18 protein-coding genes and 12 tRNA genes are annotated in these 23,151 nt (G+C 40.5%); 9 read left to right on the top strand and 21 right to left on the bottom strand.

The features are described from left to right. Positions 1-33: 33 nt before the first annotated feature. Together fbaA and PTRA_RS19325 are read right to left on the bottom strand one after the other, a co-directional pair. On the bottom strand, positions 34-1,116 hold the full coding sequence (fbaA, locus tag PTRA_RS05615) for a class II fructose-bisphosphate aldolase (protein WP_058372988.1): 1,083 nt from the start codon (positions 1,114-1,116) through the stop codon (positions 34-36). A 66-nt stretch (positions 1,117-1,182) separates the two neighbouring features. Continuing rightward, positions 1,183-1,317: a hypothetical protein gene (locus PTRA_RS19325; RefSeq protein ID WP_257720827.1), complete on the bottom strand. Its 135-nt coding sequence runs from the start codon at positions 1,315-1,317 to the stop codon at positions 1,183-1,185. Between the two features lie 561 nt (positions 1,318-1,878). On the opposite strand from PTRA_RS19325, the gene gloA reads away from it, so the two are divergent. Further along, positions 1,879-2,280 carry a lactoylglutathione lyase gene (gene gloA / locus PTRA_RS05610; RefSeq protein WP_058372987.1) on the top strand — a complete coding sequence of 134 codons (402 nt, stop codon included), beginning with the start codon at positions 1,879-1,881 and terminating at the stop codon, positions 2,278-2,280. Between the two features lie 53 nt (positions 2,281-2,333). Here the strand turns inward: gloA and PTRA_RS05605 are convergent, their stop codons facing one another. The 6 genes from PTRA_RS05605 to PTRA_RS05580 form a co-directional block, all read right to left on the bottom strand. After that, positions 2,334-2,600: a DksA/TraR family C4-type zinc finger protein gene (locus tag PTRA_RS05605; protein ID WP_058372986.1), complete on the bottom strand. Its 267-nt coding sequence runs from the start codon at positions 2,598-2,600 to the stop codon at positions 2,334-2,336. A gap of 551 nt (positions 2,601-3,151) precedes the next feature. Beyond that, positions 3,152-3,227 (bottom strand) — tRNA-Glu (locus tag PTRA_RS05600). A 93-nt stretch (positions 3,228-3,320) separates the two neighbouring features. Further along, a tRNA-Glu gene (locus PTRA_RS05595) sits at positions 3,321-3,396 on the bottom strand. Positions 3,397-3,574: 178 nt separating this feature from the next. Further along, positions 3,575-3,650, bottom strand: a tRNA-Glu gene (locus tag PTRA_RS05590). Between the two features lie 144 nt (positions 3,651-3,794). Continuing rightward, a tRNA-Glu gene (locus tag PTRA_RS05585) sits at positions 3,795-3,870 on the bottom strand. A gap of 37 nt (positions 3,871-3,907) precedes the next feature. Further along, a tRNA-Ala gene (locus PTRA_RS05580) sits at positions 3,908-3,983 on the bottom strand. Between the two features lie 731 nt (positions 3,984-4,714). On the opposite strand from PTRA_RS05580, the gene PTRA_RS05575 reads away from it, so the two are divergent. The 8 genes from PTRA_RS05575 to PTRA_RS05540 all read left to right on the top strand — a co-directional run bounded on the left by PTRA_RS05575 (position 4,715) and on the right by PTRA_RS05540 (position 7,878). After that, positions 4,715-4,790 (top strand) — tRNA-Val (locus tag PTRA_RS05575). 151 nt (positions 4,791-4,941) lie between these two features. Further along, positions 4,942-5,017, top strand: a tRNA-Val gene (locus PTRA_RS05570). A 159-nt stretch (positions 5,018-5,176) separates the two neighbouring features. Then, positions 5,177-5,252: transfer RNA gene (locus tag PTRA_RS05565), tRNA-Val, on the top strand. A gap of 150 nt (positions 5,253-5,402) precedes the next feature. Then, positions 5,403-5,478: transfer RNA gene (locus tag PTRA_RS05560), tRNA-Val, on the top strand. Between the two features lie 48 nt (positions 5,479-5,526). Then, positions 5,527-5,602, top strand: a tRNA-Val gene (locus PTRA_RS05555). Positions 5,603-5,751: 149 nt separating this feature from the next. Beyond that, positions 5,752-5,827 (top strand) — tRNA-Val (locus PTRA_RS05550). 56 nt (positions 5,828-5,883) lie between these two features. Next, positions 5,884-5,959 (top strand) — tRNA-Val (locus PTRA_RS05545). Between the two features lie 278 nt (positions 5,960-6,237). After that, positions 6,238-7,878: a tetratricopeptide repeat-containing response regulator gene (locus PTRA_RS05540; RefSeq protein ID WP_058372985.1), complete on the top strand. Its 1,641-nt coding sequence runs from the start codon at positions 6,238-6,240 to the stop codon at positions 7,876-7,878. A 5-nt stretch (positions 7,879-7,883) separates the two neighbouring features. Here PTRA_RS05540 and msrB read toward each other — a convergent pair whose 3' ends face one another. The 13 genes from msrB to speA all read right to left on the bottom strand — a co-directional run bounded on the left by msrB (position 7,884) and on the right by speA (position 23,054). Then, entirely contained in the window at positions 7,884-8,324 is a 441-nt protein-coding gene (msrB, locus tag PTRA_RS05535; RefSeq protein WP_058372984.1) for a peptide-methionine (R)-S-oxide reductase MsrB, read from the bottom strand. A gap of 87 nt (positions 8,325-8,411) precedes the next feature. Beyond that, on the bottom strand, positions 8,412-8,852 hold the full coding sequence (locus PTRA_RS05530) for a hypothetical protein (RefSeq protein ID WP_058372983.1): 441 nt from the start codon (positions 8,850-8,852) through the stop codon (positions 8,412-8,414). Positions 8,853-8,854: 2 nt separating this feature from the next. Further along, the gene (locus PTRA_RS05525; protein WP_058372982.1) at positions 8,855-9,370 is read right to left on the bottom strand and encodes a DUF2919 domain-containing protein; all 516 of its coding nucleotides are present in this window, start codon (positions 9,368-9,370) and stop codon (positions 8,855-8,857) included. After that, entirely contained in the window at positions 9,367-9,711 is a 345-nt protein-coding gene (locus PTRA_RS05520) for a DUF3392 family protein (RefSeq protein ID WP_058372981.1), read from the bottom strand. Before PTRA_RS05520 ends, PTRA_RS05525 begins: the two co-directional genes overlap by 4 nt. Next, on the bottom strand, positions 9,704-11,725 hold the full coding sequence (ligA, locus tag PTRA_RS05515) for an NAD-dependent DNA ligase LigA (RefSeq protein WP_058372980.1): 2,022 nt from the start codon (positions 11,723-11,725) through the stop codon (positions 9,704-9,706). The genes PTRA_RS05520 and ligA overlap by 8 nt, the downstream gene beginning before the upstream one ends. Before the next feature lie 81 nt (positions 11,726-11,806). Further along, positions 11,807-12,553: a cell division protein ZipA gene (zipA, locus tag PTRA_RS05510; protein WP_011327768.1), complete on the bottom strand. Its 747-nt coding sequence runs from the start codon at positions 12,551-12,553 to the stop codon at positions 11,807-11,809. Positions 12,554-12,621: 68 nt separating this feature from the next. Beyond that, positions 12,622-16,035, bottom strand: a complete 3,414-nt coding sequence (gene smc / locus PTRA_RS05505) for a chromosome segregation protein SMC (protein ID WP_058372979.1) — start codon at positions 16,033-16,035, stop codon at positions 12,622-12,624. A gap of 53 nt (positions 16,036-16,088) precedes the next feature. Next, positions 16,089-16,820 (bottom strand): RNA methyltransferase, encoded by a 732-nt coding sequence (locus PTRA_RS05500; RefSeq protein ID WP_058372978.1) that lies wholly within the window; start codon positions 16,818-16,820, stop codon positions 16,089-16,091. Between the two features lie 67 nt (positions 16,821-16,887). Beyond that, positions 16,888-18,939, bottom strand: coding sequence for an FUSC family protein (locus PTRA_RS05495; protein WP_058372977.1), 2,052 nt, complete (start codon positions 18,937-18,939; stop codon positions 16,888-16,890). Further along, complete coding sequence (locus PTRA_RS05490; RefSeq protein WP_058372976.1) at positions 18,939-19,799, bottom strand: efflux RND transporter periplasmic adaptor subunit; 861 nt, start codon at positions 19,797-19,799, stop codon at positions 18,939-18,941. The genes PTRA_RS05495 and PTRA_RS05490 overlap by 1 nt, the downstream gene beginning before the upstream one ends. After that, positions 19,799-20,008 (bottom strand): DUF1656 domain-containing protein, encoded by a 210-nt coding sequence (locus tag PTRA_RS05485; RefSeq protein WP_011327763.1) that lies wholly within the window; start codon positions 20,006-20,008, stop codon positions 19,799-19,801. Before PTRA_RS05485 ends, PTRA_RS05490 begins: the two co-directional genes overlap by 1 nt. A gap of 206 nt (positions 20,009-20,214) precedes the next feature. Then, a complete protein-coding gene (speB, locus tag PTRA_RS05480) occupies positions 20,215-21,138 on the bottom strand; it encodes an agmatinase (RefSeq protein ID WP_011327762.1) in 924 nt (307 codons plus the stop codon). 2 nt (positions 21,139-21,140) lie between these two features. Continuing rightward, entirely contained in the window at positions 21,141-23,054 is a 1,914-nt protein-coding gene (gene speA / locus PTRA_RS05475) for a biosynthetic arginine decarboxylase (RefSeq protein ID WP_058372975.1), read from the bottom strand. Positions 23,055-23,151 lie beyond the last annotated feature (97 nt).

Raw genomic sequence — 23,151 nt, 5'->3', positions numbered from 1 at the left:
GCTAATTCAGCTTAGCTTACTAACAAGCTATTTTTATGAGCTGTACCGATTTACACAATTTAGATCGTTAAAACACTGCTCTAGCCTTGCAGCCATATGTTGCTCTGTATGACGAAGCCATACGCGAGGGTCATAATATTTTTTATTAGGCTTGTCGTCCCCATCTGGGTTACCAATTTGCCCTTGTAAATACGCTTGTTTGTTTTGGTAATAATTTAAAATACCGTTCCAACACGCCCACTGCGTATCTGTATCAATATTCATTTTTACTACGCCGTATGTTAACGACTCTGCAATTTTATCGTACTCAGAGCCACTACCGCCATGAAATACAAAATTGATTGCGTTATGCTCTAAGCCAAATTGTTTTGCTACATAGGCCTGTGAGTCTTTTAATATAGTAGGAGTAAGCACAACATTGCCGGGTTTATATACCCCATGAACATTGCCAAATGACGCCGCTATAATAAAGTTTGGACTAATACGACTTAAGCGCTCGTAAGCATAAGCTACATCTTCTGGTTGAGTATAAAGCGCAGAGCTATCGAGATGAGAGTTATCTACCCCGTCTTCCTCACCACCGGTACACCCTAGTTCAATTTCCAGGGTCATGCCTATTTTTGCCATGCGCGCTAAGTAACGCTCACATATTTCAATGTTTTCTTCTAAAGATTCTTCTGAAAGATCGATCATGTGCGAACTAAAAAGCGGCTTGCCAGTAAGTGCAAAATGCTGCTCGCCTTCATCTAATAAACCATCAATCCAAGGTAATAATTTTTTTGAAGCATGATCGGTATGCAGCATAACCGCTACACCATAATGCTTAGCAACAGAATGAACATACTTAGCAGCACTAACCGCGCCAAGTACAGCCCCTTGGTGTTCAGGTAGCGACAAGCCCTTACCACAAAAAAACTGCGCTCCACCATTTGAAAGTTGAATGATAACCGGTGACTTCATTGTTTGCGCGGCTTCAAGAGTTGCATTTATAGACGAGGTACTAACAACGTTAACTGCAGGTAATGCATATTGATTTGTACGGGCATGCTTATATACCGCACTTACTTCATCGCCAACTATAACGCCGGGTTGAATAGTTGTAGCTAAATAATTCATTATTGGTTCCTTACTGTTTTAAAGCTTTTATACAAGCATCTGTAATTGCTCGCCAGTTTTGTTGCTCTACTCACCCTTTTTAGCAACGCCTGTTACGGCAAAAACTAACAGAGCAAAAAATACAGCCGATAAAAAATCAATACCATCACACAAAGATGGCGGAAAATGTTTTTGCTCATCAAAGCTGTATTTTAACGCCATAATATCACGGTATTAAAAACACCGGGTAATACAGGCACATTACAGTTAACAAGTTCGCTGAGTGATTTTGGTTACGTAGCAGTTGTACCTATTAAATCGGTACCCACTGCACATACTTGCTCTAGTATAGCTGTATTTATGACTGTACCTGTACCTACTTTAAGCTTCGCCAGGTGTTTTTATTGCTTTTAATACCTCAACTAAGCTTGCGCCTTTGTAGAAACAGAGCAATTAGATTCTGCACGCTAAATAAATGCCATAGTGAAGTTGTTTAAGAGGTTGTGCAACCTAGATGTATTGCAAATCTATATGAAAACCATAGAATGTGCATCAAGACTTACTACTGTTATATTTTAAGGCCTGCGCTGAATACACAATTATATTTTGAGTCTCAAATTGCAGTGCTTTACTCTGTGTATTGCCAAAGTAGTTGCTAAGCAAACATGAGATATATTATAAAAATGAGTTTTAGCTTACTATTATAATAAGCGCTATTTTGCACAGCCTTAGTCATGTTGTAACAGTATTTTTAAAATTTAAAGACAATTCAAGGGTGCTTAAATGCGTTTATTACACACTATGTTACGTGTTGCTGATTTAGAAAAATCAATCGAATTTTATACCAAAGTACTTGGGATGAAAGAGTTACGCCGTGCAGATAACGAAGAATATCGTTATACCTTAGCTTTTGTTGGTTACGGAGACGAAAAAGACAATACGGTATTAGAGCTAACCTATAACTGGGATCACGACAGTTACGACTTAGGCAATGCTTATGGACATATTGCAATTGAGTTTGACGATATTTACCAAACCTGCGCCGATATTAAAGCAGCCGGTGGTAATGTGAGTCGTGAGCCTGGCCCGGTAAAAGGCGGCAGCACTGAAATTGCTTTTGTAAAAGACCCCGATGGCTATGCAATTGAGCTTATTCAGAAAAAAGAAGATATAAGTCGTTTTTAAATTTGTATCTAAACAAGTTTTTTTTAATTAAAAAGGTGCTTTTAGCACCTTTTTTAGCGCAGTTGACTGTCTTTACTGCCTCGGCGATTAAAAGCCCCTGCTGTTGCGCTCTTACCTTCTATTGCTTGCTGGCATGTAACGCAATAGCGAACACCGGGTAACGCCAATCTACGCGCTTGAGGGATCGCAGCATCACATTCTTCGCACAACTCAGCACTTGCTCCTGAAGCCAAGTTACTGCGAGCGTACTGAACGGCATCGTTAACACTTGCGTCTATTTGATCTTGAACTGCACCTTCTCGTGCCCATCCACTTGCCATATATAACCTCCTAATGAGTTGGACATTTATCTTTATAATAGCTATTAACAGCTTTATTGGCACTGAATAGAACAAAAAAGCCGCTAATGTATTGATCTCAGCTTTACTAATATTGCTCACTATTTTGTTGCGCTGTTTAACAAAACTTGGGGCAAGATCATGTGACAAAACTATAGTTAACCCATTATTTAGTTTGTATTTTTTATACGGTATAGTGATTTTAATCGCGTTTTATTTCACTGATTCAATAAGTGTTACGCTTGGAATGATGTTTCTGTAGCAATATTTTTATCAACGGCTTGAGTTTAAAGGCTAATTAAAAGTACAACAAGGAATATGAAACAATTGTAATATTGGTTTTGTAACGAAGTATAAATAGATAGATATGAAAATATAGAATGAGGATAGTAACTTATAACTTTATTCTAATAACACTACACTAGCTTATTAAATAAATTAAGCGGCATTTACAAGATATAATTTTTCTTGATAATGTCATGAATAGAGAGTGTGGTATCACACTGCTTTATACAATACTTAAAATAAGTAAGTGGCGTCCCCAAGGGGATTCGAACCCCTGTTACCGCCGTGAAAGGGCGGTGTCCTAGGCCTCTAGACGATGGGGACACAGAAATGTGTCACTAGGACAACTGAATTTTTAGACTCGTTTCAGGCGAGCTTTCTTAATAACACTGCACTTCCCTATTAAAAATAAGTAAGTGGCGTCCCCAAGGGGATTCGAACCCCTGTTACCGCCGTGAAAGGGCGGTGTCCTAGGCCTCTAGACGATGGGGACGCAGAAATTGGTTTGCAAATCATTGATTTGCTATTTCTGTGTAAGATGAGACCGAGCCTGTGAGGCGAATGGCATTATCTTCTCAGAAACATTTTCTGTGTCACTAGGACAACTGAATTTTTAGACTCGTTTCAGGCGAGCTTTCTTAATAACACTGCACTGACTATTAAATAGTAAGTGGCGTCCCCAAGGGGATTCGAACCCCTGTTACCGCCGTGAAAGGGCGGTGTCCTAGGCCTCTAGACGATGGGGACACATAAATGTATCACTAGGACAGTTGATTAGTTTAACTCACATCCTGAGCTTTAAGGTAATTGCGTTTAATACAAGTAAAGACTCGAGCTTTAATTGTGACGCTATTTTCTCGGTAAAACCGCCTTTAACTAATTAAAGCTAAGTGGCGTCCCCAAGGGGATTCGAACCCCTGTTACCGCCGTGAAAGGGCGGTGTCCTAGGCCTCTAGACGATGGGGACACAGAAAACTGCTACCCTAGGACAAACACTAATAAGTTGGTGGAGCTATGCGGGATCGAACCGCAGACCTCTTCACTGCCAGCGAAGCGCTCTCCCAGCTGAGCTATAGCCCCAACTTATTTACACACGCTGTGATAAACACGTCGTGTATTGCTTAGTGCGGGGCGCATTCTATGCACCACCCAAAATAAAGTCAACAGTTTTTTGTTCTGCTTTATTTAAATGGTTTATTTTTCAACAAACTGGCTACCAAGCAGGCTAAAATGGACAATTTACAGTAAATTAGCTCCTTGAGCGTATTATAAATTATGGCTGGATGATTAGATAACCCCTGCTCTACTTGTTTTAATTTTTATCGAGCATAGAAAAGGTATACATTTATATGCAAATTCAACTTGGCATATTTAGTTCATCGTTCAATAGCGTATCCTTACTTTATGCCTTGGCATAACAACCACTTTACGCACTATTAGATCGCGTTGTTTTTTGCAGATTAAAATTGGTTTAATTTAAAGGCGATTTAATTACGTCTAAATTTGTAACATAAATGATTACTTTATTAAGCTGCGCTTTATGATCAATAAAAGCACATAGCAACTAAGTTAAAATAAATTGGCTTATTACTTTCTTGATTTTAGACATTAACTATCTAGGCCTAAACAGATAATACGCTGTTTATTTAAACACTAAGCATTGATTTGTCGATAAAACAAACTCCAAACATTACTAGTTGTTTATAAAAACCCCACTCAGCATATTTTTATCATTCAAGTGTTGACACATTTACAACTCTATCTATAATAGCGCCCCACAACAACGCAGCATTGTGTTGTTGTTTAGATGTGGGTGATTAGCTCAGTTGGGAGAGCATCGCCCTTACAAGGCGAGGGTCACTGGTTCAAGTCCAGTATCACCCACCACTTTTTATAAGTGTTCACATCTAAATTTCTATATGAGTAATTAACTCAGTTAGAAAAAAGAGAGCATCACCAATACTTACAAGTAAGGGCGAAGTTCACTGGTTAAAGTCCAGTACTATTTATTTTAATAGTAGCGTTTTAATTTATATGTGGGTGATTAGCTCAGTTGGGAGAGCATCGCCCTTACAAGGCGAGGGTCACTGGTTCAAGTCCAGTATCACCCACCACATATAAAAGTTATTATCATATCAATAGTCGCGTTTTAAAATTGTAATATGGGTTGTTAGCTCAGTTACAAAAAGAGAGCATCACCGCTACTTACAAGTAATGGCGAAGTTCACTGGTTAAAGTCCAGTACTATCTGTATAGGTAGTAGTATGTAATATGGGTCGTTAGCTCAGTTGGGAGAGCATCGCCCTTACAAGGCGAGGGTCACTGGTTCAAGTCCAGTACGACCCACCATTTTTAAAATGGTGTATATTACAAAATCTAAATGGATGATTAGCTCAGTTAGAAAAAAGAGAGCATAGCCGCTATTTACAAGTAAAGGCAGTGTTCACTGGTTAAAATCCAGTACTATTTATTTTAATAGTAGCGTTTTAATTTATATGTGGGTGATTAGCTCAGTTGGGAGAGCATCGCCCTTACAAGGCGAGGGTCACTGGTTCAAGTCCAGTATCACCCACCACATATAAAACCTATTGTTATATTAATAGTCGCGTTTAAAATTTAATATGGGTCGTTAGCTCAGTTGGGAGAGCATCGCCCTTACAAGGCGAGGGTCACTGGTTCAAGTCCAGTACGACCCACCATTTTTATAAATGGTGCGTATTAAATGTAATTTGGGTGATTAGCTCAGTTACAAAAGAAGAAAGTATCACCGCCTTTTGCAAATAATGGCGAGGATTACTGGTTAAAGTCCAGCATTAACTATCACCCTTGATAGTTAATAATGTAATTTGGGTGATTAGCTCAGTTGGGAGAGCATCGCCCTTACAAGGCGAGGGTCACTGGTTCAAGTCCAGTATCACCCACCAAATTACAGTTTAAATGTTCAAAGCATTTAATTAAGCGTTATACCTATTTTATATGTGGGTGATTAGCTCAGTTGGGAGAGCATCGCCCTTACAAGGCGAGGGTCACTGGTTCAAGTCCAGTATCACCCACCACATATAAACACTTCTTAGTATCTCTAATATCACAATCAAATACTTAAATAATATATATGTCCTTTTGGGTAATTAGCTCAGCTGAAAGAAAAAGAGCATCGCCGCCCTTTATAACGAATGGCGAGGATCGCAGGTATCAAGCTAAGTATCACCCACCACATATAAGCCTATGAATGCATATTAAGTACTTAATAAAGTTGAGTAATAACCTAAATTCCCTTGTAAGCAGCTAAACTGTTGATTATAGTCTGTGTTAAACGTAATCACTGTTAAGCCAAATGCCAACAAAGATCTATTCAACAGCCAAAATACTTATAGTAGAGGAGCAACCACTTGCCCAAAGCTATATGAAACAATCGCTAGAAAAGCTTGGCTTTGGACAGTTACGATTTGCAGATCATGCTAACTCGGCAAAAGAGCAGTGTATAAACGAGCAATTTGATTTAATTGTATGCTCATTCAATCTAAATAAGCATCAAGATGGTTATCAGCTTTATGAGGAATTGCGAATAAAGCAGTTAATTAAAAGCTCCACTGGGTTTATTTTTATTTCTGCAGAAACAAGTGGTTCGCTTGTGCATAGTGTTCTTGAATTACAACCCGATGATTTTTTGGTTAAACCATTTACAGCACAAGAGCTTAAAATACGTATAGAGCGTATTTTAAAACGCAAACGTGATTTACAAACAGTTTATAATTTTATTGATGACGGTAATGACTCCAAAGCACTTAAATACATAAGTGCAGCATTAAATAAAAATAACAACTACAGCCCTATTTTGCTGCGCTTAAAAGGCGATGCCCTACTTCGCCTTAACCGTAACAAAGAAGCCAAAGACTTTTTTAAGTCGGTACTCGACATCCAAAAATTTGCATGGGCTAAAGTAGGTTTAGTAGAAGCGCTGATAGAAAACAATGAACATATTTTAGCGCAGCGCATGCTTAAAACCATGTTAGAGCGCAACGAAACTCGTTTAATCGCGCTTGATTTATTAGGTCGTTTAGAAATAAAGCTTAATCAATTTGAGCTCGCGCAAGAGTTTTTAAGTCAGGCTGCGGATATTGCTCCTCTTAATATTATGCGTCAAAAGTCTTTAAGTAATGTATCGTTAATTAATCACGATTATGAAAAGAGCTACTTAACCCAAAAAGATATTGCAAGCTATGCAAAATACTCAATTCACGATAGCCCAGATATTTATTTAAATGCGGCGCGTGCCGGTATCGACTTTGCGCTGACCACAGATCAAACGGATCAAATACAACGTATTTCTCGCCAAACTAATCAATATATTAATGATTTAAAAAAGCAGTTTCCCAATAATGTAAATCAGGCGCAAATCGATGTATTAAACGCACGCCTACACTACTTAAAAGATGAACATCAAAAAGCTAAGCGGCTAATAGAACAGCTTGATGAAGATGATACACAAATTCGCTCTGTAGACGGCGCACTCGATAAAGCAAAAGCATTTCACGAACTGGGTTTTCATCAAAAAGCTCAAAATTTATTTGCCCAAATAATTACGCATTGTCAGCGTCATCCAAGTGTAAGCGATACAACCTATTTACGTTATATTCAACAACAGCAAAGCGAGCGTCGCGATATTAAAATGGGGCCTAAAGAGTTAAACAACCATGCTGTAAATCAATTTAATAGAGGGCAATTAAATACGGCGCTAGAAGCGTTTACTCAAGCATTTAGGGTAATGCCTCGTAATCAGAGTATCGCACTTAACTTATTACAGTGCTTGTTTGATTCGACCAAACAACAAGGGGGAGATTCGTTTAATATGGGGCTTGCTAAAAAATGCTACGCCTTACTGAGTAAAGCCAAACTACCTGCAGATCAGGCGCAGCGTTTAAATAAAATTTTGCATAAAGCAAAAGATATGCAGCTAGATATTCAAGCCGACTAAACGCGTTAAAGCTTTTTCATTGACGCAGCATTAACGCAATATCGCAGGCCAGTCGGTAATGGACCATCTGGAAACACATGACCTAAGTGCGCATCGCACACATTACATACGGCTTCAATACGCTGCATCCCATGAGTGCTATCACTAATATAGGCAACAGCTTCTATTGTTGCGGGTTTTGTAAACGAAGGCCAGCCCGTACCGCTATCAAACTTTTCATCTGCATCAAACAATAAGTTATCGCAACATATACATACATACTTGCCTGGCTCTAATAATGTGCAGCTACCGGAGCTGTGCGGTCGCTCAGTGCCTTTTTTACGAGTAACGTAATAGGTATCTTCAGATAATAACTCTTGCCACTGAGCGTCGGTTTTAATTACCTTTTTCGGCGGCGCTGGATTGCCATTATTGGCAAAATTAATAACATCATTCCACTTCAACATAACAGCCTCTTTAAATGCTTGGTTAGCTATAATCGAATTTAGCTTTATTGGTTAATTATTACGTTATTACATTTGCTTAAGATCAACCTAATCAAATGTAATACTTTGTCTTTCTGAATTAGTCAGTATCTGCTGTAAAAAAGCATCTAGTTCTACTTTTGACGCAGGTAAACTAATACTAAATTGCGTGTGCTGGTAGCTGTGTACTAGTAGTTCATTATTGCGGGTTGAAAGGCGCTTAATATTTTTTATTGCTAACCACTGCGGGCCAGACTTTTTATCAAAAAATCCCGCTAAGCTAAACAGTACTAAGTGTTTTGCATCGCGCTTAATAAAATCATTAATTTGGTTTCGTGTTTTAAACAATGGGGTTAATCGGTAACAACATGAGCAAAATACAAATATCCATAAAACAAATAAAAATATAAACCAAGGCTGCTCTGTAAGCTTTGTAGTTAGCATTAGCACACTAAGCGCCACACCTATAAACAGCACTACCTTAGCTATTTTTTTATTTATAGCGTCCACTTCTAATCCTTATTAAGGCGCTTTTCTGCTGCGGCTTTTTCGGTAGGCTCAGGCCAATCATTAAAAAACACCGTTAAATAACGACTTTTAGCTAAGTACCACAGCACCCATAATACAATCACCATTTGAATCGCTAAAAATAACGAAAAATGATAATAGCTATGAGCCGCTTGAACACTCAACCAGGTTAAATCTATTACCGCACACAAAATAAGAGGCCAGCGCATATAACGCCAAATCTTAGCTAAGCGCTCACTACTTTTATGAGACTCGCGGGGTCGGCGTAAACAAAATAAAATAGTTGGTACTATGGCTACAGCGCCAATGGCAATGGCAATAAAAAAATCGTTTTTAGATTTAAAAAATATCGACATCAAATCCAATTCTGGGCGTCGGCTTAACCCTGCCACTATCCAAATAAAGTAAGCTCGTAACAATACCAGCACACTTAAATGAAAGGCGATAGGCGTACGGTAACTGCCGTACTTATCCCAGTACTCTGGGCCATAGCGACTCATAATTGATTTTTCCTATCGGCAATAGTACCCAATATAAAAAATGCTGCTAACAAGGTCACACTTAACCACTTAGTGCCAAAAAACAATAACGCCTTAATCAGTAGCGGGCTAAGCCACACAACCACAAAACCAAATCCAAAGGCGGTGATCAATACAAAGCACAGCACTCTTACTATAAAATGACGACGTACAACCAGCCCTTTGGTTAGCTTTATAATATCGCCTGCGTATAAAGACACTAAGCACACCATTATCAGCATAGATAAATTATATAAATAACTATGCAGCCACTGTCCTACATTAATTAAAAGTGTATTTAATATATTTAATAAATCAGCCATTATGTTGCTCTAATAAATTAATTAAATCTTCTTCTGTCAGTACATCTATACCTAAGTCTTGTGCCTTAGTTAGTTTAGAGCCGGCCTTTTCGCCTGCTACTAACGCATCGGTTTTAGCCGACACACTACCCGACACTTTAGCACCGAGCTGCTGCAAACGTGCTTTGGCATCATTACGATTTAATGTATTTAAGGTACCGGTAAGTACATAAACAAGGCCGGCTAATGGCTGCTCTTGCGCTGAAGGTGGAGTAAGTTCAGGCCAATTAATGCCTTGTTCTACCAGCGCATTTACAACATCTAAATTATGCTGCTCGGCAAAAAAGCTACGAACATGGGTTGCTACTATTTCGCCCACATCACTTACTTGAGTTAAACTATCAATGCTGGCATTTATTACGTTTTCAAGGGTTAAGAAATGATTAGCTAAATTTTGTGTGGTTGCCTCACCCGCTTCACGAATACCCAATGAGTATAAAAACTTAGCCAAAGTGGTTGCTTTAGCGTCTTGAAGCGCAGTAACCAAATTTTTAGCCGATTTTGGCCCCATACGCTCAAGCGATTCAAAGTGTCCTTGCTTTAAAATAAACAAATCTGCAGGGGTTTTAATCAGCTCTCTGTCGACGAGTTGGTCAACAATTTTATCGCCAAGGCCGTCTATATCCAGGGCTTTGCGCGATGCAAAGTGTTTAATCGCTTGTTTACGTTGCGCCGGGCACACTAAACCACCAGTACAACGCGCTACGGCTTCACCTTCTACTTTTTCTACATGGGAGTCACAAATTGGGCAAGTTACCGGAAACTCAATATCGCGGGCATCATCAGGGCGGCGCTCAAGCACTACTTGTGTTATTTGCGGGATCACGTCCCCTGCACGGCGAATAATTACCGTGTCGCCCACTTTTACGCCTAAGCGCGCTATCTCATCGCCATTGTGCAAAGTAGCGTTTGATACGGTAACACCACCAACAAATACCGGCTCTAACCGTGCAACGGGTGTAATTGCTCCCGTACGTCCCACCTGAAACTCTACATCGAGTAATTTGGTTATTTCTTCTTGGGCCGGAAACTTATAGGCAATAGCCCAACGCGGAGCGCGTGCTACAAAGCCTAAACGCTCTTGTAAGGCTTTTTGATTTATTTTTATTACTACGCCATCTATTTCATATTTAAGCTCGCCACGGCGCGTTAAAATATCAGTGTAATAAGCCAGTGCTGCTTGTGGGCCTTCTACTAATTTGGTTTCAGGGCAAAGTGGTAATCCCCAATCAGTCAATTTTTCTAATTGCTGATAATGATCCTCTGCAATGCTACCGTCGGCTACAAGACCTGTGCTGTAGGCATAAAACATCAGCGGGCGTTTAGCCGTAATTTTAGAGTCAAGCTGGCGCAAGCTACCTGCGGCGGCGTTACGTGGGTTTACAAATACTTTTTCACCACGTTTTTCAGCTTCAATGTTAAACTTTTCAAAGCCTGCATTATCCATAAACACTTCGCCGCGTACTTCTAGTTCAGCAGGATAATCGTTACCTCGTAATTTAAGTGGTACATTACGAATTGTTTTAACGTTTTGAGTTACATTTTCTCCCGTCACCCCGTCACCTCGGGTCGCGGCTTGCACTAGTACGCCATCACGATAAATAATAGACACAGCTAAACCATCTAGTTTTGGCTCACAACAAAAGGTAAGCTCTTCGGTACTCATTAAACGCTCTTTTATACGGCGATTAAAGGCAATAAACTCATTTTCGCTAAAGGCGTTATCAAGCGATAACATAGGAACTTGGTGGGCTACTTGCTCAAATTTACTCAGCGCAGCACCGCCTACTTTTTGGGTTGGCGAGTCGGCGGTTATTAATTCTGGGTGCTGGGTTTCTAGTGCGCTGAGTTGTTGTAATAAACGGTCGTATTCAGCATCAGGAATACTGGGGGTATCAAGTACATAATAATTGTAACTGTGCTGTTCAAGCGTACTACGAAGATGATTTATTTGCTCACTAATGCTGCTTGCCATTTTGACCTCAAAAAACATAAAAAAAGCCACTTTGACGAGTCAACGCCCAGTGGCTTATAAAAATTTAACCTATTGCGTTAATTACGCAGAAAATGCACGTACCTGTTCAACATATTGACGAACGCGATCTACGGTCATTTCTTCACGCTGCGCATCTAAAATTTGCGCACCAAATTCGTCGCTGAGCTTTTTAGCTGCGCTGTGCAGCATATTAAATGCCGCTAAGCCATCACCTTCACACGGTAAGGTCATAAATAAGCTAACGCCTGCGGTACTAAATTGTTCCATATTATCAATATCGAAGGTACCTGGGTTATACATATTTACTAGTCTAAATAATACCGGGCCTTGGCCTGCTGGATCTAAATGACGATTAAAAAAGCCTTCCTCTGAGTATTTAAACCCTAAGGTGTTTACCGCGGGCAATAATTTACTGCCTTGCATGCTCATTCCATCTGGCATTTGAATATGCACAATCACAAAGTCTGAAACCTCTGCTGGCTCTTCGCTTGGCTCAAGGTCGTGCTCTGGCTCTATTACACTAAGGTCATCTTCAATTGGTACTTCTGGCACGCTAGTATCTATTTGCGGCTCGTTGGCATCAAAATTTAGTTCACCAAATTGTGGTTCTTCTTGCTCAAAGGCAACGCTCTGTGCAGGCTCTGCACTTGGCGAATGAGAGTGAGCTGTGTGTTGTGGTTCGACCCGCTCGTTAGCAGGTATTTCTGGGTTGTCTTTTTTTCGCACTGACCATAAACCGTGTACTAATAAGCCACCTATGACAAATACACTGATCACGATTAAAACCCATCTTAATTCTTCGGCCATCCCCTCACCTTTTTTATTTTATATGCCTAAACCTGTGTATTAGTTAAAATCTAATACGTTTAATTTAACTATGCGTGTGCAAGTTGCACAGCTTGTTCAATATCTACAGCCACTACGCGCGACACACCTGGCTCAGCCATGGTAACACCTGTTAATCTACCAGCCATTTCCATCGCAATTTTATTATGGCTAATATAAATAAACTGCACCGATTGTGACATTTCTTCAACCAAACGGCAAAAACGTACCACGTTGGCATCATCTAGCGGTGCATCTACTTCATCCAGCATACAGAATGGAGCTGGATTGAGCCTGAATATAGAAAACACTAATGATAATGCGCTCAGCGCTTTTTCTCCACCACTTAACAAATGAATTGTTGAATTTTTTTTACCTGGTGGTCGTGCCATTATACTAACACCACTTTCGAGTAAATCGTCACTGGTTAATTCTAAATAAGCACTTCCACCGCCAAAAACCTTTGGAAATAGCTTTGCAAAGTCTTGGTTAACCTGATCAAAGGTCGCTTTAAAGCGGGTTTTGGTTTCTATATCAATTTTACGAATAGCCCCTTCTAGGGTACTCAGCGCTTTAGTTAAGTCATCTAATTGATTATCAAGATATTCGCTGCGCGCTTTGGCTTGATCAAACTCATCAATAGCGGCTAAATTTACCGCACCTAAACGCTCTAGCTGATTAACAATATCTGCAAGTTTATTTTGTGCTGTGCTTATACTAAGTGTTTCTGGTAACTCATCAAGCACCTGCTTTAGGTTTTGCTTTAACTCTTCTAGTGGTTCAAGCGCCAACTGTGCTTTTATTAATAAACTTTGCTCTTCTATGCTTAATTTTTGATGCTGCTCTTGCAGCGCCACCAGCTCACCTTGTGAACTTTTAAGACTCGCTTGCTTCGCGCTTAAGCTCTCTTTTGCTTGGTTTAATTTATTTTGTAATGTACTTACGTTTTTCTCGCCTTGCGCATGCTGTTTAAGTAACTGGGTTATGTTTTCAAGTAGTTCTTGCTCGGGTATTTGCAGCTGGGTTAATTGATCGTGTAATTCTTTTGCGCCCTGCTCTGCACTTAAATGCGCTTGCTCTGCATGGCTTAGTTTAGCTTGGCTTAATTGCCACTCGCTACGCGACTGTTGCTCAGCAAGCGTTGCTTGATGAGCTTGCGTTTTATATTGCTCAAGTCTGGCTAATACTTGGCTATAATTTGTATCACTGTGGGTGCGTTTGTTATTAGCTGTTGCAAGATCACTGCTTAAACTTAACTGTTGCTGCTTAAGTGCTTCAAATTGCACTGTTTGCTCTTTAAGCACCTCTTGTATTTGTGCTAACTGCGTAACTAATTGCTGCTGTTGCGCTTGGTACTGTTGCAATTGCTGCTGGTACTGCGCTACTTGCTCTTTTAGCATATCGTTACGCGTACTCGCTACGGCAATATTTTGAGCCAGCTGATGTATCGTTTCTTTAAGCTCACTTTGCTGCGTACTAAGCTCACTTTGCTGTGCTTTTTGCTGCTCAAGCACTTGTGCTGCGAGTTGTAACTCACCCTCTACATTTTTTAGCTGCGCTGTTTTAAGCTGCAATTGCTTGTGCTTTACCAGTAATGAGTTTTCAGCATTTCGATCTGAGCTTACATGCCAGTTCCGGCCATGCAAAGCGGCGGTTTCATCCATTACGGCAATATAAAAATCATCTTCTAACGCTTTAAGTTCGCCGTTTTTACTATAAGCAATACGGGTCAATATTTCAGGGTAAACACCCTGAGTTATAAATGCCGCTAAGCTATTTTTTACATTTGCCTGATTACTTTTTGTTGATGCGTTATGCCACACACTGTTATTTGCCGACTGCTCACTTACATTTAAATGCTCAAGCGATTTAAGTGCCTGTTCGATACAGTGCTCAAACCCGTCTTTAACCTTTAATTGATTTAATAACGTGTTGTGATGCTCGCTCTTATTATCAAGGCTTAATGTACTGCTTAGCCCTGCTATACTAGCTTTTAGTTCGTTAGCTTGCTGGCTAAGTTGCTGATATTGCTGCTCAGCAATGTTTAACTGCGAACGTTGCTTTAAAAGCAGTACTTGGCCTTTACTATGCGCCGTTTGCTTAGTTGCTAACTCTTGAGTAAGTACTTGCCTTTGTTGTTTTTGAGAAACTAACTGCTGTTCAACATCGCCACTTTTTAGATGTGTAATTTGCTTGTTTAACTGCTCACTTTGTTCATTAACGTGTTTGCTTTGCTGCTGAGTTTGCTCAATATTATTTGCTTGCATCTGCAGCTTATTATTAAGTTGCTGTAGTTGCTCGCTAAGCGATTGCCAATCCTCGGTGTGTTGCTGCTTTAGCTCTAAAGCGCTCTCAAGTTCTTGGCTTAACTCACTTACTTGCTCGTTGCGCATTAAGTTGTTTTCTATTGCCTGCTGCAAAGCGTGTTCTAGTTGTTCGCACACTGTTTGCTGCTGCGTTTTAAGCTCTAAACTATGCGTTTGGCGCTGCTGCAGTGTAATCTGATTTTGTTTAAGCGTTTGAATTTGTTGTTTTATGCTTATTTGTTGTTGCTCAGATCGCGTAAGCTCAGTGTGTATTACATGTTGTTGCTGTTGTGCATCACTTACGCTTTCTTGCGAAGCCTGTACTTGGGTTTCTAAGCTTGCAAGTACGTCGTCGTGGCCAGAATGAGCCGTTTTAAAAAACGTAACTTGCTCATTTAATTTATTTATTTGTTGGCTTTTTTCGAGTTGTTGTTGGTGTAGTTTTTGCCATTTTAAAACGGCAATTTGCCCTTTTAATGTTCGCTCTTGCGCTTTTAACTCGCGGTATTTTTTAGCATCAACCGACTGCACCGCTAACTTAGTAAGCTGACTTTGTAACTCTTTGCGCACATCGAGTAAGCGCTCTAAGTTTTCACGGGTGCTTTTAATTCGAGTTTGCGTTTCGCGGCGGCGCTCTTTGTATTTAGACACCCCTGCGGCTTCTTCTAAAAACACCCTAAGCTCTTGCGGTTTACTCTCTATTAAGCGCGAGATCATGCCTTGCTCAATAATGGCGTAACTACGTGGGCCAAGGCCAGTGCCCAAAAATATATCGGTAATATCGCGTTTACGGCATTTACTGCCATTTAAAAAATACAACGACTGACCATCGCGAGTAACTAAACGCTTTATTGCAATTTGATTACGATCGGCAAAGGTATTAGGAAAGTCGCCTTTATCGTTATCAAAAGTAAGCTCTACCGAGGCCTGCGAAATAGCTTTACGATTAGTTGAGCCATTAAAAATGACATCGGCCATAGCGTCGCCACGTAAATTTTTAGCCGAGCTTTCGCCAAGCACCCAGCGCACTGCATCAATAACATTAGACTTGCCACAGCCATTGGGGCCTACAACACAGGTCATTTGATCAGGAAATGGAATTTTAGTTGGCTCTACAAACGATTTAAAGCCTGCCAATTTTATAGTGCTTAAGCGCATCTTTTTGTGATTACCGAATATTATTGGTTATAAACATTCACCTTGCTTTAGTTTTAAGCTTGGCGTTTAAAGTTATCTAAAATAATACCGGTTGCCATAGCCACATTTAGCGACTCAGCCTGACCAAAAGCCGGTATGGTTATTTTATCAGTTACTAATTTGGCACACGCCTCGCGTATACCGTGCGACTCACTGCCCATTAATAACACGCCTGAACCTGTAAATTGAGTGTTGTGCACATTTTCCCCGTCTAAAAAGGCACCATAAATTGGTAATTTTAATGTGGCTAAATACGCAGGTAAATCAACTTGGCTTACCGACACTCTTACAAACGAGCCCATAGTAGCGCTAATTGTTTTAGGGTTGTATGCATCGGCGCTATCAGTACTGGTTACAATATGTTTAATACCGTACCAATCAGCAACTCTAATAATAGTGCCTAAATTGCCCGGATCAGATACGCCATCAAGTGCTAATATTAAGCCACTGGTTTGTAGTTGTGCTGCGTGTGGCATATTTACAATAGCAATGGCGGCATTGTTACTAACCAGCGTACTTACTTTGGTTAGCTGCTCTTCCTCGGCGCTAATAAAATTAACACCCTGATACTGCCCTTGATAGGTATTTATAAATGCCTCGGTAGCAAATACATCAACCGCCTTTAATGGGCTGTTTAATAACTCAAGTACGTTTTTTTCACCTTGTACAAGGTATTGATTAAATTGCTTGCGGTACTTTTTTTGGCCAAGTTGGCGAATAAGTTTGAGTTGGTTTTTTGAAATCATAACAGCCCCATAAAATGATGCGCACAGTATAGCAGATCTCACACCTACTTCTGAACTCGAAAAATAGCTAAAGTAGTGAGTTTGGGGTCTTAATACTATTGGCGCTACGCTCAAAGGTTAAGTTAATCCGCATAAACATTCCTTGTATTGCCTCAACCTGCTGCGACTCTCCTAATATACACACTAATTCTTGATATAACGCGTCGCATGCATGTTTAAACCGCTGATCGACTTGACCTTTACTTGCCTGCAAAAACGCATCAGCAAGGGCATACTGCCATAGTGTAAAATATTTTAGATCTTTACCTGCTACGTTTTCGCACACAGAGCGTAATCGCACTGCTGCGTGGCCTAAATTTAATGCGGTTAATGCCAAATCAGTAATAGCGCGAGACTGCGAACCTTGGTCGTAATTAGTGAGTCGTAATAGTCGGTCGGCCATTCGCTGGTTATACCAAACAATAGGCGCACTGTGTTTATTAATATCGAGCAGGTCTTGATGGGTTGCTTTAAAAATTCTATGCACTAATAATTGTGCACTTGGCCCTGTAATTAAATGAAAAACCCAAAATAAAATAGCCACCCCAGTAAAAATAGCCATTGCTGCACTCAGCGTATAATCAATTGAAAATGCTCGGCTCATATCGGTGCTTGGGCTCACCAAAATAGAAAACGGTATACAAAAACCTAATCCGTAAGGCAGGGTTTCTCTATCGGCAAGTAGTAATAAACCAATAAAGTAAGGGCCAGCTAATACCAATATAAGTATTTCTAATTGCCCACCACTGTAGGCTAATAAGTTAAGTGCATAAAAAATACTGACAAAACTGGCAACCACAACTCCAATCATTATCCGCTTTAACACCACACGCAAAACAATGAGTGGAAAACGCGCTAACATAATTGAAAATATCACCGGTAAAATCATAATCATTATTGCTGCCGGCGATCCTGTACTTACCCAAATACACGCGCCAATAAAAAACACCATAACGGTGCGAAACCCTACAATTATAGCCGCTAACGGGTCACGATAAGTTACTGTGCTAGGTGCGTTTAGTAGCCTTGTATCACGCTCTTCAAGGGCGCGATAAGCACGCAGCAACACAGTTAGCTCTGTAGCTATATCAACACTAACATTAAGCATATGCGACTCAAAAGGCAGCTCACTGCTATTGTCAGCACGATATTCGGTTAACTCTCGGCGCAAGTTTTTTACTTGTTCAATGCAATCATCAATACTGTTTGCTTGCGCTATATTTGCTAAAACCTGTTTGAGCTGAGTAAATAATTGAGTCAGTAGCGGGCTCATCAATTTTGTATGGCTACGCTGTAAACGACCAAATATTTGAATTAACGCCAGTAAAGATAATACTTTTTGCGACAATTGATTTGCTGCACGAGCACGCCCAGGACCTTTAGGGCCTTCGTAACGCACCGCGCTAGAATCTTCGTTAACCGCGCCTAATGTTGCTAAAATGCCATCTATTTGTTGGTGTCGCTCTTCGTGCGAACCTTTTATATTTAGCTCAGTAACTAGGTAATTAAGGGTTTGATTTATTAATGACTTTGCCTGAATTTGCAGCCCATCTTTGACTTTTACAGGCCAAAATAAATGGCTCACAATGCCGGCGCAAATTGAGCCAATTATAATTTCGCTCATGCGTGATTGGGCAATACTAAATATGGCTTGGCTACTTACTGTAGTAGGGTTTGCTATTACCAGTAACACTATAATTTCGGCGGTAACCGCCGCCATAGCAAACGCATAAATAAAATTTGTTTGCCTAACCATAGCCGATAACGTTGAGTTAATACCCAGCCACAACCCCAATACGCCCAGTGCTAAGTAAGGGTAAGATATGAGCTGCGTTAATAGTAATATGCCAAATAAGCCGCCTATAATAGTGCCTACAATTTGGCACAGAGCTTTTTCGGCCACTAAGCCACTCTCTGGGCGTATTTGTAAAAACACCGCCGAAACTAAAGCCCAGTACGGGCGATCTAAATTAAGAAACAAAGCAACTGTAAGCGCCATTGCCATGGCAATTACGCCTTTTAGAGCAAAAATAACAGCCTGCTTCTTAGGAGAAAACAGGTTACGCAGCACAGCTTCCATTAGCGCTCAACAAGTCGAATGGTTGCGGTCATTCCGGCGCTAAGCTGAGTACCTGCAGGAAGCGCGTCTAATTTAATATCTACCGGAATACGCTGCGATAAGCGTACCCAGTTAAAGGTTTGCTGCACTTGTGGTAAACGCTGGCCATTACTTTGCGTATTAGTATTAGCAATTGCTTTACCTATACTCATTACCTGACCAGTTAAAGGCTTACCACCACTTAACAAAGCTATATTTGCGTGTTGTTTTAAATGAATAAGAGGGATTTTGGTTTCTTCAAAGTAGCCGGTTACATAAAAAGAGTCGGCTTGTACAATGGCAAATACCGACACGCCTTGAGCAACGTAATTGCCTTGGCGTAAATCTAAGTTAATTATGTAACCCGACACAGGTGCAATAACTTGGGTTCTATCAAGGTTTAACTGTGCTACTGCTTGCTCTGTTTTAGCGAGTTCATAGTTGGCTTTTGCTATTTTTGTATTAATTCGTGTTGCTTCTAAACTTTCTTCACTAATTGCTTGTTGGCTGTTTAATGCTATTCGACGCTCGTATTTATGTTTAGCAAGCTCCCAGGTATATAATGCATTTTCGGTACTGGCTTTACTGCGCTCTAACGCCGCCTGATAACGCTTAGCATCAACACTAAAAAGCAGATCCCCCTGCTTTACACTTTGCCCGTCAATCATGTTTAAATGAGTTACCCAACCAGACACATCTGGCGCTACCGTAACAATATTGGCTCTAATGCGGCCATCGCGGGTCCATGGTGTATGCATGTAATCGTTCCATACCCAACGCCCTGCTAATACAGCCATAAAAACAACCAGTACAGTAATTAAAATACGTAAATATTTGGCCATCAAATTATTCTTCCACTTAATAAATATACGGTTAATGCTAAGTAACACACAAATAAAGACACCTCAAACCAGGCAACCCGCCAAATGCGATCGTGCCAATCTAAACGATGCAAAATAAAACGACTCAGCGCTGTTAATAAAAATGCTATGGGAAAATAAACAACCAAAGGGCTAAATTCTAGCCCTCCTAAAACAACAGCCTGAAGCATAAAAAAGTATCCTATTTTAGTTTTTATAAGTGGATAATTAAGCTCAGTATAGACTGAGCCTGACGAGCTTATAATAGAATGATATGTAAATAACCTAAATTCTGGATAATAAACACGACTAAAAAATTATACTACTTTTATTGGGCGCAAAAAAATAGGGCACGCTTTAAGGGTGCCCTATTTATTAGTGTTTTATTTAGTTTAATTTAATACTTATTTTTATATGCCCATAAGTGCAAAAGCTCATGCGCAATGGTTGCTGCAGCAATCGCGGTTACTTCACTTTGATCATACGCTGGCGATACCTCTACTACATCCATACCCACCATATTAATGCCTTTTAAAGCACGTAATATTTTAAGCACTTTGTCTGATGTTAAACCACCACACACGGGAGTGCCTGTACCAGGTGCAAACGCCGGATCAAGGCAATCAATATCAAAGGTTAAATAAACAGGTAAATCGCCTACTCGCGCAATTATTTGCGCAGCAATATCGTTTGCCGATAAATCGTTGGCTTGCATGGCATCAATCACTGCAAACCCATGCTTGCTTTGATCAAAGTCGGTGCGAATACCAATTTGAATACTGTGCTCTAAATCAATTAACCCTTCCATTGGCGCATGATAAAACATGGTACCGTGGTCGTAGCGTGAGCCATTACTGTAAGTATCTGTGTGCGCATCAAAGTGCACCAGGGCCATTTTGCCATGCTGTTTTTCATGTGCGCGTAGCAATGGTAAAGTCACAAAATGATCGCCACCTAGCCCTAATAAGGTTTTCCCTTGGCTTAATATTTTACTCGCGGCTTGTTCAAGCTGCGCCGTAAAATACTCAGCGTCGCCTACCGGGTAAGTAAAGTCTCCAGCATCGGCCACTTTTAAATGCTCAAATAATGGAAACGTCCATGGATACTTAGTGCCTTCCCACGCTAAATGCACCGATGCACGACGAATCGCGTCTGGGCCTAAACGTGCACCCGGGCGGCCCGAGGTCGCCATGTCAAATGGCAAACCAAGCACCACTACATCGGCGTCAATCGCGGTAATATTTTGCACCATAGGACAACGTAAAAAGGTCATCCCATTGGAATACAATGAGTGATCGGGATGATCAAACAAAGTCGACATACTTATAGCTCTTCTAAATAAGTGTAGCCATCAAGGCCATTTTGCAATTCGTCTAAAACGCTTTGCTGTTCGTGTTCTGCTATTTTGCTACTTACCAACTGCTGATACGACTGCTGAAAACTCTCAACGTCTAAATGCACGTAACGCATCATATCGGCTACAGTATCGCCTTGGTTTATTTCGGTAATGCTGGCTACGCCGTACTCATCCATGTTCACCATAGCGCTGTGCGTATCGCCAAATAAATTATGCATATCACCTAATATTTCTTGATAAGCACCCACCAAGAAAAACCCCATTAAATATGGTTTATCTGCACTAAACTCAGGTACTGGTAGTGTACTTTCAATGCCTTGGCCATCAACATAATGGTTAAGTGCACCGTCAGAATCACAAGTAATATCCAGTAATACTGCACGTTTTTTTGGCGCTTCGGTTAAGCCACTTAATGGCAACACCGGAAACACCTGATCAATCCCCCACGCATCTGGTAGTGATTGAAACAACGAGAAGTTTACAAAAAACTTGTCGGCTAAACGTGCATTAAGCTCGTCAATTATTGGCCGATGAAAGCGGTTTTTGTTGTCCATATGCTTATTAAGCTCATAACACACTCGTAAATTTGTTTGCTCAGCCCACGCACGCTGGGTTAAGTTTAGTAACCCCATTGCAAACTGATTATGTGCTTCGGCTAAATCGCCTTGGCTATCGTGATAAATTTCAATTAATGCACGGTCATCAGTTAGTACGTGCAGTTGCTGCCACGACATCCACATATTTTTAAGTAACTGCGGAGCATCATCAGTCGGTGCTTCAATTTCTTCAGGTGTATAACTTTCAGTACCAATTACATTTGATATAAGCACGGCATGGTGCGCAGTAAGTGCACGCCCCGACTCTGAAATAATTGTAGGAAACGGCTGTTCATACTGCTTACAAATGTCGCCTATGGTGTACACAATATTGTTAGCGTATTCAGCTAAGCTATAGTTCATTGAGTTATGTGACTGGCTACGGGTACCATCGTAGTCAACAGCTAAACCACCGCCCACATCAAGACACTCAATTTTTGCACCTAGTTTACGTAACTCACAGTAAAACCGTGCAGCTTCACTTACACCTAAACGTACATCTCGAATATTCGCCATTTGCGAACCTAAGTGAAAATGCACCAATTGCACTAAATCAAGTTGATCCGATTCTTTTAAGCGATTAACCACATGCAAGACTTGTGATGCCGATAAACCAAACTTTGATTTTTCGCCGCCACTTGCTTGCCATTTACCTTTACCTTGCGATGCCAAGCGCACGCGAATACCAATGCGTGGCTTTACATTTAATTCTTTAGCTTGGCTAAGAACCATGTCGAGCTCAGAGAGCTTTTCAAGCACTATGTATACTTTATGGCCTAGTTTTTCGCCTATTAGCGCTAAGCGTACATACTCTTTATCTTTGTAACCGTTACATACAATCACCGCACTGGTTTTTTCAGCCAATGCTAGTACGGTTAGTAATTCTGGCTTGCTACCTGCTTCTAAACCGAGTTGTTTTTTTTCTAGTTGTGCTTGGCTGGCAACAATTTCTTCAACCACTTCACGCTGTTGGTTTACTTTAATTGGGTAAACTAATAAATAATCTTTAGGGTAGCCGTAATCTGCAATCGCGGTATTAAATGCAGCACATAAGCTGTGCACACGATGATGTAATATTTGCGGAAAACGTACTAATGCAGGCAAGCTTAAGCCTTTGTCTTCTAGTTGCTTAGCAATGTCGGTCAGTGCAATAGTTTGCTCTGGTGCATCAGCTTTAGGCGCAACATATACATCACCTTGTTCATTAATACCAAAAAAACCTTGGCTCCAATGACGAACATTGTAGCTCGTGCGAGCTTGTTCTAGTGATGTTGTTTCTTTCATTTATCTTTCTCTTTTATTTAGAAATGCCGAACTGGCTAATTGCGCGCATTAAAAGAAAAATAGCGGTTTAAGTCCAACAAGAATTTTTACTCGTAAC

Origin of the sequence: Pseudoalteromonas translucida KMM 520, assembly GCF_001465295.1 — a bacterium.
Taxonomy (GTDB): domain Bacteria; phylum Pseudomonadota; class Gammaproteobacteria; order Enterobacterales; family Alteromonadaceae; genus Pseudoalteromonas; species Pseudoalteromonas translucida.
The sequence above is the reverse complement of the archived record's forward strand: the minus strand, read 5'-3'. Positions and strand labels throughout refer to the sequence as shown.

Bases quoted from the DNA above. Each gene is read 5' to 3' on its own strand.
- PTRA_RS05540 (WP_058372985.1), top strand. From the start codon at position 6,238: ATGCCAACAAAGATCTATTCAACAGCCAAAATACTTATAGTAGAGGAG.
- gloA (WP_058372987.1), top strand. From the start codon at position 1,879: ATGCGTTTATTACACACTATGTTACGTGTTGCTGATTTAGAAAAATCA.
- PTRA_RS05525 (WP_058372982.1), bottom strand. From the start codon at position 9,370: ATGAGTCGCTATGGCCCAGAGTACTGGGATAAGTACGGCAGTTACCGT.
- PTRA_RS19325 (WP_257720827.1), bottom strand. From the start codon at position 1,317: ATGGCGTTAAAATACAGCTTTGATGAGCAAAAACATTTTCCGCCATCT.
- smc (WP_058372979.1), bottom strand. From the start codon at position 16,035: ATGCGCTTAAGCACTATAAAATTGGCAGGCTTTAAATCGTTTGTAGAG.
- PTRA_RS05605 (WP_058372986.1), bottom strand. From the start codon at position 2,600: ATGGCAAGTGGATGGGCACGAGAAGGTGCAGTTCAAGATCAAATAGAC.
- PTRA_RS05500 (WP_058372978.1), bottom strand. From the start codon at position 16,820: ATGATTTCAAAAAACCAACTCAAACTTATTCGCCAACTTGGCCAAAAA.
- msrB (WP_058372984.1), bottom strand. From the start codon at position 8,324: ATGTTGAAGTGGAATGATGTTATTAATTTTGCCAATAATGGCAATCCA.
- PTRA_RS05485 (WP_011327763.1), bottom strand. From the start codon at position 20,008: ATGCTTCAGGCTGTTGTTTTAGGAGGGCTAGAATTTAGCCCTTTGGTT.
- PTRA_RS05490 (WP_058372976.1), bottom strand. From the start codon at position 19,799: ATGGCCAAATATTTACGTATTTTAATTACTGTACTGGTTGTTTTTATG.
- ligA (WP_058372980.1), bottom strand. From the start codon at position 11,725: ATGGCAAGCAGCATTAGTGAGCAAATAAATCATCTTCGTAGTACGCTT.
- zipA (WP_011327768.1), bottom strand. From the start codon at position 12,553: ATGGCCGAAGAATTAAGATGGGTTTTAATCGTGATCAGTGTATTTGTC.
- PTRA_RS05520 (WP_058372981.1), bottom strand. From the start codon at position 9,711: ATGGCTGATTTATTAAATATATTAAATACACTTTTAATTAATGTAGGA.
- speB (WP_011327762.1), bottom strand. From the start codon at position 21,138: ATGTCGACTTTGTTTGATCATCCCGATCACTCATTGTATTCCAATGGG.
- PTRA_RS05495 (WP_058372977.1), bottom strand. From the start codon at position 18,939: ATGGAAGCTGTGCTGCGTAACCTGTTTTCTCCTAAGAAGCAGGCTGTT.
- fbaA (WP_058372988.1), bottom strand. From the start codon at position 1,116: ATGAATTATTTAGCTACAACTATTCAACCCGGCGTTATAGTTGGCGAT.
- speA (WP_058372975.1), bottom strand. From the start codon at position 23,054: ATGAAAGAAACAACATCACTAGAACAAGCTCGCACGAGCTACAATGTT.